Source organism: Streptomyces bobili, assembly GCF_002154575.1.
Lineage (GTDB): Bacteria > Actinomycetota > Actinomycetes > Streptomycetales > Streptomycetaceae > Streptomyces > Streptomyces bobili.
Genome location: NZ_MUBA01000371.1, coordinates 1 through 9,865, shown reverse-complemented (window position 1 = coordinate 9,865; position 9,865 = coordinate 1). Strand labels below are relative to the sequence as shown.

6 protein-coding genes are annotated in these 9,865 nt (G+C 71.8%); 3 read left to right on the top strand and 3 right to left on the bottom strand.

Annotated features, from left to right (window positions below):
• Positions 1-62: 62 nt before the first annotated feature.
• The 3 genes from BZL64_RS26870 (at position 63) to BZL64_RS26860 (ending at position 4,998) form a co-directional block, all read left to right on the top strand.
• On the top strand, positions 63-1,400 hold the full coding sequence (locus tag BZL64_RS26870) for an ABC transporter substrate-binding protein (RefSeq protein ID WP_086771762.1): 1,338 nt from the start codon (positions 63-65) through the stop codon (positions 1,398-1,400).
• Between the two features lie 72 nt (positions 1,401-1,472).
• Entirely contained in the window at positions 1,473-3,221 is a 1,749-nt protein-coding gene (locus tag BZL64_RS26865; protein ID WP_086771761.1) for a beta-galactosidase, read from the top strand.
• Positions 3,222-3,381: 160 nt separating this feature from the next.
• A complete protein-coding gene (locus BZL64_RS26860) occupies positions 3,382-4,998 on the top strand; it encodes an alpha/beta hydrolase (RefSeq protein WP_086771760.1) in 1,617 nt (538 codons plus the stop codon).
• A gap of 80 nt (positions 4,999-5,078) precedes the next feature.
• On the opposite strand, the gene BZL64_RS26855 is transcribed toward BZL64_RS26860, so the two are convergent.
• The 3 genes from BZL64_RS26855 to BZL64_RS26845 form a co-directional block, all read right to left on the bottom strand.
• A complete protein-coding gene (locus BZL64_RS26855) occupies positions 5,079-5,804 on the bottom strand; it encodes a lysophospholipid acyltransferase family protein (RefSeq protein WP_086771759.1) in 726 nt (241 codons plus the stop codon).
• A 151-nt stretch (positions 5,805-5,955) separates the two neighbouring features.
• A complete protein-coding gene (locus BZL64_RS26850) occupies positions 5,956-7,212 on the bottom strand; it encodes a PP2C family protein-serine/threonine phosphatase (protein ID WP_086771763.1) in 1,257 nt (418 codons plus the stop codon).
• Between the two features lie 59 nt (positions 7,213-7,271).
• Positions 7,272-9,710, bottom strand: a complete 2,439-nt coding sequence (locus BZL64_RS26845) for a SpoIIE family protein phosphatase (RefSeq protein ID WP_086771758.1) — start codon at positions 9,708-9,710, stop codon at positions 7,272-7,274.
• Positions 9,711-9,865: the final 155 nt, after the last annotated feature.

The following is a 9,865-nucleotide window of genomic DNA, read 5'->3' as shown; positions in this document are numbered from 1 at the left end:
GCCCCACACCGCGCACCACCACCCTCACCCCGTCCCGCCCACGAAGAAGTGGAAGCACCTCCATGCGCAGAAAGACCAGCCGCCTGCTTCGCGGCATCGCCCTCCTGTCCACCCTCGCCCTGGGCGCCACCGCCTGCGGCGGCTCGGACGACGACTCCTCCCAGAAGGCGGTCTCCGCCTCGGATCTCGACGCGGCCCTGAAGAAGGGCGGCACGGTGACGGTGTGGTCCTGGGAGCCCACGCTGAAGACGGTCGCCGCCGACTTCGAGAAGAAGTACCCGAAGGTCAAGATCAACCTCGTCAGCGAGCGGTCCGGCGACAAGCACTACACCGCGCTGTCGAACGCGATCTCGGCCGAGAAGGGCGTCCCGGACGTCGCGCAGGTCGAGTACTTCGCGGTGAGCCAGTACGCGCTCACCAAGGGCCTGTCCGACCTCGCCCCCTTCGGCGCCGACAAGCTGGCGTCCAAGTACACGCCGGGTCCGTGGAACGCCGTCAGCGAGGACAAGGCGGTCTACGGCCTGCCGATGGACTCCGGCCCCATGGCGATGTTCTACAACAAGAAGGTCTTCGACAAGTACAAGATCGCCGTCCCGACCACGTGGGACGAGTACGTCGTCGCCGCGCGGGCGCTGCACAAGGCCGACCCCAAGGTCTACATCGCCAACGACGCCGGTGACGCGGGCTTCACCACCAGCATGCTGTGGCAGGCCGGTTCGCGTCCGTACAAGGTCGACGGCACCAACGTGAAGATCGACTTCAACGACGCGGGTGCCAAGAAGTACACGGACACCTGGCAGAAGCTCATCGACGAGAAGCTCGTCTCGCCGATCAACGGCTGGACCGACGACTGGTACAAGGGCCTGGGCGACGGCACCATCGCCACCCTGACCACCGGCGCCTGGATGCCCGCCAACTTCGTCACCGGTGTGCCGAACGCGGCCGGCGACTGGCGCGCGGCCCCCATGCCGGCCTGGGCCAAGGGCGAGAAGGCCAGCGCGGAGAACGGCGGCAGCTCGCTGACGCTGCCCTCGCTCGGCAAGAACAAGGAACTCGCGTACGCCTTCGTCGAGTACGCCAACTCCGGTGACGGTGTGCAGACCCGCGTCAAGCAGGGTGCCTTCCCGGCGACCACGGCGGAGCTGCAGTCCGCCGAGTTCCAGGGCACCAAGTTCGACTACTTCGGTGGCCAGGAGGCGAACAAGATCTTCGCCGACTCCGCCGCGAACGTCGCCGACGACTGGTCGTACCTGCCGTTCCAGCAGTACGCCAACTCGATCTTCAACGACACCGTGGGCAAGGCCTACGTCTCCGGCACGAAGCTGTCGGACGGTCTGAAGTCGTGGCAGGACGCCTCGGTGAAGTACGGCGAGGAGCAGGGCTTCACCGTCGAGAAGTAGGACAGCACCAGACGCCGGGCGGCGCGGGCGATCTCCGCGCCGCCCCCGTGCACCACACCCGGAAGGACCGCCATGATCTCCACCCTCCACTCCCGCCGTCGCGGAGCGGACGGTGACCCCGCCCCGCGTCTGGCCTACGGCGCCGACTACAACCCCGAGCAGTGGCCCCGGGACGTGTGGGAGGAGGACGTACGGCTGATGCGCGAGGCCGGCGTCACCGTAGTGTCCGTGGCGATCTTCTCCTGGGCCCGGATCCAGCCGACCCGGGACACCTGGGACTTCGGCTGGCTCGACGAGGTCATGGACCTGCTGCACGCGGGCGGCATAGGCGTCGACCTGGCCACCGCCACCGCCTCCCCGCCGCCCTGGCTGACCACCGCCCACCCGGAGATCCTGCCGGTGACGGCGAACGGTGAGACGGTGTGGCCGGGTGCCCGCCAGCACTGGCGGCCCACCTCCCCGGTCTTCCGCGAGCACGCCCTGCGGCTGGTGCGGGAGCTGGCGGCCCGGTACAAGGACCACCCCGCGCTGGTGGCCTGGCACATCTCCAACGAGCTGGGCTGCCACAACATCTTCGACTACTCCGACGACGCGGCCCGCGCCTTCCGCGGCTGGCTGCGCGCCCGCTACGGCACGCTGGAAGCCCTCAACCACGCGTGGGGCACGGCGTTCTGGTCGCAGCGTTACAGCGACTGGGAGCAGATCCTGCCGCCTCGGCTGACGGCCTCGCACCCCAACCCGACGCAGCAGCTGGACTTCAAGCGCTTCTCCTCGGACGCGCTCAAGGACTACCTGCGCGCCGAGCGGGAGGTCCTGCGCGAGCTGACGCCCGAGGTTCCGGTCACCACCAACTTCATGGTGATGGGCGGCACCAAGGGCATGAACTACCCGGACTGGGCCGACGAGATCGACTTCGTCTCCAACGACCACTACGTCCACCCCGGACCGCAGGACCGCGACGAGCTGTCCTTCTCGGCGAACCTCGTCAGCGGCATCTCCGCCGGGCGGCCCTGGTTCCTGATGGAGCACTCCACCAGCGCCGTGAACTGGCAGCAGGTCAACGTGGCCAAGCGGCCCGGCGACCTGGCCCGCGACGCGCTGCTGCACGTGGCGCACGGGGCGGACGCGGTCTGCTACTTCCAGTGGCGGCAGTCGGCGGCCGGAGCCGAGAAGTACCACTCGGCGATGGTTCCGCACGCCGGCGCGGACAGCGACCTGTTCCGGGCCGTGGCAGCGCTCGGCGACACCCTCAAGACCCTCGCGCCGGTGGCCGGGACCGAGCGCGAGAGCGCCCGCGTCGGCATCCTGTACGACTGGGAGTCGTGGTGGGCCAGCGAGCAGGACTCGCACCCCACCTCCCTGCTCGACTACCGGCAGGAGGCGCTCGACTGGTACTCGGCGCTGCTCGCCCTCGGCGTCCGCGCCGACCTCGTCACCACCCGCGCCGACCTCGCGGCCGGCGCCCGGCTCGTCCTGCGGGAGGAGCAGGTGCTCGGCCGGGTGGGCGAGGAACCCGGCCGCCTGACGAGCCGGCTCGTCGTCCGTGTGGGCGGACGCGTCGTCCTCGACCAGGAACTCTCCTGCGGGCCGGGCGCTCCCGGCGGCTGGGACGGGCCCGCCGTCCTCGCGGGACATCGCGCCGTCGGCCAGATCGTCGTCGTACGGCCGGAGTTCGCGGCCGATCCCGTCACCGCCCGGATGCTCGGCGAGAGCGCCACGCTCGTGCCGCTGGCCGGGCCGGCCGCGCTGGTCACCGCGGTCGCGGCGGACGGCCTGCGACTGCGGCGCGTGCTCGACGAGGCCCTCAAGTCCTTGGCCTGACACGTCCGTTCATCCGGTGAGCGGGACGTGGGTATCCGGTTATCGGATTGGCAAAGAAGGCCGACTACACCTGTTCTCAGGGACCTCACAGCGGCAAGGATCCCCGTACTGACGTTCTGAAACTGACGAACTGACGAACTGAGATACGGGGAGGGCCCACTTGAGGGACATACGACCGACCAGAAGGACCGCGGCGCTCGGCTCGGCCGGCGCGCTCGTCGCCGCGACACTGGTCGCCGGAGCCGTCATGGCGCCGACCGCGAGCGCGACCGGTGACCGGTCCGGGGCCGGCGACCGGTCGGGGCAGAACCGCGAGATGCGCGGCGCCGCGATCGCCGCGGAGCGGGCCGCGAAGGCCGGCATCGACTGGCAGGACTGTCCGGCCGACTGGGGGCTGGAGAAGCCCATCCAGTGCGGCTATGTGACCGTGCCACTCGACTACGCCAAGCCCCACGGCAAGCAGATCAAGATCGCCGTCGACCGCATCGGCAACACCGGTACCAAGGAGGAGCGCCAGGGCGCCCTCGTCTACAACCCCGGCGGCCCCGGCGGCTCCGGCCTGCGCTTCCCGCGCCGGGTCACCACCAAGGCCCCCGTCTGGGCCAACATCGCCAAGGCCTACGACTTCGTGGGCTTCGACCCGCGCGGTGTCGGCCACTCCGCGCCCATCTCCTGTGTCGACCCGCAGGAGTTCGTCAAGGCGCCCAAGGCCGACCCGGTCCCCGACACCGAGGCCGACAAGCGCGCCCAGCGCAAGCTCGCCCGCGAGTACGCCGAGGGCTGCTACGAGCGCAGCGGCGGCATGCTGCCGTACATGACCACGCCGAACACCGTGCGCGACCTCGACGTGATCCGCGCCGCCCTCGGCGAGAAGAAGCTGAACTTCCTCGGCGTCTCCTACGGCACCTACCTCGGCGCCGTCTACGGCACCCTGTTCCCGGGCCACGTGCGCCGCATGGTCGTCGACAGCGTGGTGAACCCCTCGCGCGAGAAGATCTGGTACGAGGCCAACCTCGACCAGGACGTCGCCTTCGAGGGCCGCTGGAAGGACTGGCAGGACTGGGTCGCCGCCAACGACGCGACCTTCCACCTCGGCACCACCCGCGCCGCCGTCCAGGCCAAGTGGCTCGAACTGCGCGCCACCGCCAAGAGGAGCCCCCTCGGCGGCGTCGTCGGCCCCGCCGAGCTGATCTCCTTCTTCCAGAGCGCCCCGTACTACGACTCCTCCTGGGTCCCGGTCGCCACCGTCTTCAGCAAGTACGTCGCCGGTGACACCCAGGCCCTCATCGACGCCGCCGCCCCCGACCTGTCGGACACGGCGGGCAACGCGAGCTCGGAGAACGGCAACGCCGTCTACACGGCCGTCGAGTGCGCCGACGCCAAGTGGCCCACCAGCTGGACCAAGTGGGACCGCGACAACACGCGGCTGCACAAGGACCACCCGTTCATGACGTGGGCGAACGCCTGGATGAACCTGCCGTGCGCCACCTGGCCGGTCAAGCAGCAGACCCCGGTGAACGTCAAGAGCCACAAGAACCTGCCTCCCGTACTGATCGTGCAGTCGGAGCGGGACGCGGCCACGCCCTACGAGGGCGCCGCCGAACTGCACGACCGCTTCAAGGGCTCCCGCCTGATCACCGAGAAGGGCGCTGGCTCGCACGGCGTCACCAGCCTGGTCAACTCCTGCATCAACACCCGCGTGGACACCTACCTCCTCACGGGCAAGCTGGACACCGCGGACGTGACCTGCGCCCCGCACGCCACACCCAAGCCGTAGCCGACGGCTGATACGACAGCGAGGGGCGGCCGGATCATCCCGGCCGCCCCTCACCCGTCGCGTTCACCGTCCGTTCGGCTTCAACGCCTCGGCAGCCGGGGGAACTTGCGTGCCCTCTCCTTCGCCGCCGCCACTTCCTCCGCCTTGACCTCGGCCGCGTACCGGTCGACGTACTCCTGCCCCGACAGCGTCAGGATCGCGTACATGATCTCGTCGGTGATCGCGCGCAGGACGGCCTTCTCGCCCTCCATGCCGGCGTAGCGGGAGAAGTCCAGGGGCTCGCCGAAGCGGATCGCCACGGGGTGGATGTTCGGGATCTTCTTGCCGGGCGGCTGGGCCTCGAACGTGCCGATCATCGCGCACGGCACGACGGGCACCCCGGCCCGCAGAGCCATCACCGCGACGCCGACCTTGCCCTTGTAGAGGCGGCCGTCGTGCGAGCGCGTGCCCTCCGGGTAGATCCCGAGCAACTCGTCCTTGCTCAGGACGCCGAGACCCTCACGGATGGCTGCCTGGCCCGCGTCCTTGCCGGAGCGGTCGACCGGGATCTGCCCCGCGCTGCGGAAGAAGGCCGCGGTCAGCCGGCCCTTCACGCCGGGGCCGGTGAAGTACTCGGCCTTCGCCAGGAACGTGATGCGCCGCTTGAGGATCGCCGGCATCAGGAAGTGGTCGGAGAACGACAGATGGTTGCCCGCGATGATCGCCGCTCCCGACGCCGGCACATGTTCGAGTCCCTCGATGCGGGGCCGGAACACCAGGCGCAGCAGCGGTCCCAGCACCACATATTTCAGGAGGTAGTAGAACAACGGGTGGCTCCTCAATCCGGCGGATCGGCTCAACCGCCGTGTTCCAGCAGGTCAACCGGCATGTGTGGGGTGCAAGTCTAGGCGGGGCACGGTGCGGCCGGAACCCGCGCGCATCCACCTCCCGCGCCGTGCCGGCCCTCGCCGCGGGCGCTCACAGCCGGACGATGACCAGGGCCGTGTCGTCGGTCGCGCCCCCGTGCGGCAGCAGTTCCAGCAGGACGGCGTCGGCGAGTTCCTCCGGATCCGCGTCCCGGTGGCGGGTGAGGGAGTCGGCGAGGCGCGCCAGGCCGGTGTCGATGTCCTCGCGCCGCCGTTCCACCAGACCGTCGGTGTACAGGGTCAGCAGGGCCCCCGGACTGTAGGGGGTGACCGCCTGCGGCCGGGGCCGGGGATCGGGCCGGGCGTCGAGCGGGGGATCGGTGGCCCGGTCCAGGAACTCCAGGCGGCCGTCGGGGTGCACCAGCACCGGCGGTGGATGGCCGGCGCTGCTGTAGGTGATCGTGTGGTGGTCGCAGTCGATGAACGTCGTCACCACGGTCGCGGACTCGGCGCCGTCCACGACATGGGCGTAGCGGCCCAGTACGTCCAGCGCCTGGGCCGGACCCGCCGCGACCCGCGAGGCGGCGCTGAGCGCGCTGCGCAGCTGGCCCATGACGCCCGCGGCGGCCAGACCGTGGCCGACGACATCGCCCACCGACACCGCGATCCGGTTGCCGCCGACCAGATCGACGAGGTCGTACCAGTCGCCGCACACGTTGAGCGAGCCGGCCGCCGGACGGTAGCGGACCGCCGCCCGGTGGTGCCCGACCTGACGGCGGGCGGGCAGCATCGCCTCCTGGAGGGCGAGGGCCACCTCGCGCTCACGGGCGTGCGCCAGCCGCAGACGGTCGTTGAGTTCCTGGAGTTCCCGCGCGCGGGTGTACAGCTCGGCCTCCAGCACGCGGGCGCGGCTTCCGTTCCTGCCGTTGCCGGTCCGGTCGTTCGCGTGGCCGCCGCGGGCCCGGATCAGCTCGGTGACCTCCTCGACGCGGTGCACCAGCAGCACCACCGCGCCGTCGGGGCCGCGCACGGGCGCGTTGACGGGACTCCAGTACCGTTCCTCCCACTCGCCGGGCCGGTCCGGGGACTCCACGTCGTAGCGCTGAAGAGCCATCGCGTCGCGTTCGCCGGTGGCCATGACGCGGCGCAGCGAGGCCTCCAGGTTGCGCATCCCGTTGGCGCCGGGGTTCTCCGGGTTGTCGGGGAAGACCTCGAAGAGGTGCCGGCCGACCACCTGATCGCGCCGCCGGCCCGACACCCGAAGGAACTCGTCGTTGGCGTCGGCGTACACCAGGGCCGGGGTGATCAGGGCCACCATGCCGGGCAGGGCCTGGAAGACCGCCGCGTAGTCGATCGCCGAGTCGTCCATGGTCACGCCCCATCCGCCGGTATTGCGCCATTTTGGCACGCTGTGCAGCCAAAGCTTCGTCAGACCTCGGGGTCCGTGAGTGACTGCTCGGCCCAGATGATCTTCCCCTCGGGGACGAAACGCGTGCCCCAGCGCCGGGTGACCTGCGAGACCAGCAGGAGCCCGCGCCCGCCCTCGTCGGTGGTGCGGGGATGGCGCACATGCGGAGTCGTGGCGCCGCCGTCGTGCACCTCGCAGACGAGGGCGCGCTCGCGGATCAGACGCAGCCGGATCGGACCGGTGGCGTACCGGATGGCGTTGGTGACCAGCTCGCTGACGACCAGCTCGGTCGTGAACGCCAGCTCGGCCAGGTCCCAGTCGGCGAGCCGGCGGGCCGCGGCCTTGCGGGCCTCGGCGACCGCGGCCGGATCGGCGGGCAGCTCCCACTGCGCGACCCGGTCCGGGGAGAGGCGCCGGGTGCGGGCCATCAGCAGGGCCACGTCGTCGCGCGGGCGGTCCGGGACCAGCGCGTCGATCACCGTCCGGCAGCGCAGGTCGAGGGAGTCCGCCGGTGCCGTCAGGGCCCGTACCAGCCGCTCCCGCCCGGCCTCCGGCGTCCACTGCTCGCCCTGGGACAGCAGCCCGTCCGTGTGCAGCGCCAGCGTGCTGCCCTCCGCCAGCACCAGCTCGGCCGATTCGAACGGCGGACCGCCCGCGCCGAGCGGCGGCCCCTGCGGCAGGTCGACGAAGCTGATCGTGCCGTCGGGCAGGACGACCGCCGGCGCGGGATGCCCGGCGGCGGCCATGGCACACCGCCCGTCGACGGGGTCGTACACCACGTAGAGACACCCGGCCCCCACGGCCCGCGCCGGACCCCCGCCGTCCTCTTCCGGGGCCTCTCCGTCCTCCTGCGCGCGGGACACCAGGTCGTCGAGGTGGGCGAGGACCTCGTCGGGCGGCAGCTCCAGGGCGGCGAGCGTACGGACGGCGGTGCGCAGCCGTCCCATGGCCGCCGCGGCGTCGATGCCGTGCCCCTGCACCTCGCCCACGACCAGGGCCACGCGGGCTCCCGAGAGCGGGATGACGTCGTACCAGTCGCCGCCGAGACCGGTGAGCGCGTCGGCCGGCCGGTAGCAGGCGGCCACCTCGACCGCCTCCTGCTCGGGCAGCCGGTGCGGCAGCAGACTGCGCTGCAGCACCAGGGCCGCGTCGCGTTCGCGGGTGTAGCGGCGGGCGTTGTCCAGGCAGACCGCGGCGCGCGAGACGAGATCCTCGGCCAGCGTCAGGTCGTCCTCGTCGAAGGGCTCCTGCGTGGACCGGCGCAGGAACGTGGTCACGCCCAGGGTGGCGCCGCGCGCCCGCACGGGCACGATCAGCGCGCTGGGCGGCCCCGCCCCGGCGCCCACCGGGGGCAGGTACGGATTCACGTCCGCGGCGTCCGGTCCGAGCCGCTCCGCGCGCCAGGCCAGCCCGGTGGTCAGACAGCCGACCGCCGGGGACCCGGCGGGATGGGACACGACGGCCACGGCACCGTCCTGCGCGGCGCCGCCCGCCGACCGCAGTCCCGCCCGGCGCAGCGCCACCGACCCGTCCGGCGCCTCGGCCCGCTCCACCACGGGCTCGGCACCCCGCAGCACCGACTCCAGCAGATCCACGGCCACGGCGTCGGCGAAACCCGGCACCACCACCTCGGCGAGTTCCTGCGCGGTCCGGGCCGTGTCCAGGCTGCGGCCGATGTGCCGGCCCGCCCGGTCCAGCAGGGCGAGGCGCTGCCGGGCGCGGTGCCGGTCGGTGATGTCCACGACCGTGTAGTACACGCCCATCGGCCGGTGGCGGTCGTCGTCGAGACGGGTGAACGACAGCATGTGCGCCGTCTCCCGGAACGGGGCGGCCCGCAGGCGCCCGACGTGCTCGTAGCCGACGACGGGCTCGCCCGTCTCCAGCACCTGCCGCATCCGTGCCTCGACCGCCTCCGCGTCGAAGCCGGGCTGGACGTCCGCCAGCCGCAGCCCGAGTCGGCTCTCGGGCGCGCCGCCGCCGAACTGGGCCAGGGTCTCGTTCGACCACACGAACCGCAGGTCCGTGTCCACGATCGCGATGCCGATCGGTGACCCGGCGACCATCTGCTCCAGCACGGAGCGGCTCATGCTCCAGCCGTGCGCCTCGCCCATCTCGTTCACCAGGACCAGCCAGCGCCCCGGACCGCCGGGCTCGTCCGCCGAGGTGAACCGTGCCATCACCGGCACCGGATGCTGGTCCTTGCGGCGGGCCGACAGCAGCCCGGCCCACCCGCCGGACCGCCGGCACAGTTCCAGCAGGTCGGGCATCCGCGCGGCGTCCCCGGCGGTCAGCAGCCCGGCCAGGTCCTTGCCGACCGCCTCGGCGGCCCCATAGCCGAAGAGCCGCTCGGCGTCCCTGGTCCAGCTGGTCACCACACCGCGCGCATCGAGGAGCAGCGGCACCGCATCCGCCACGTCGAACCACCGACGGGCACCATCGCCCACGTCGTGACTGCCCACGGCCGCCCTCTCCGTCGCGCTCTGGAGTCGCTGAGAGTCCTCAAGGATCCCGAGAGTCCTCCACCACCTCTCGACTCCATCTTCACCCGGCACCCGGTGGAAGGCCTCCGGCGGCAGGCGGGGTACGACGACGAGCGGCCCGCGGGCCGCTCGTC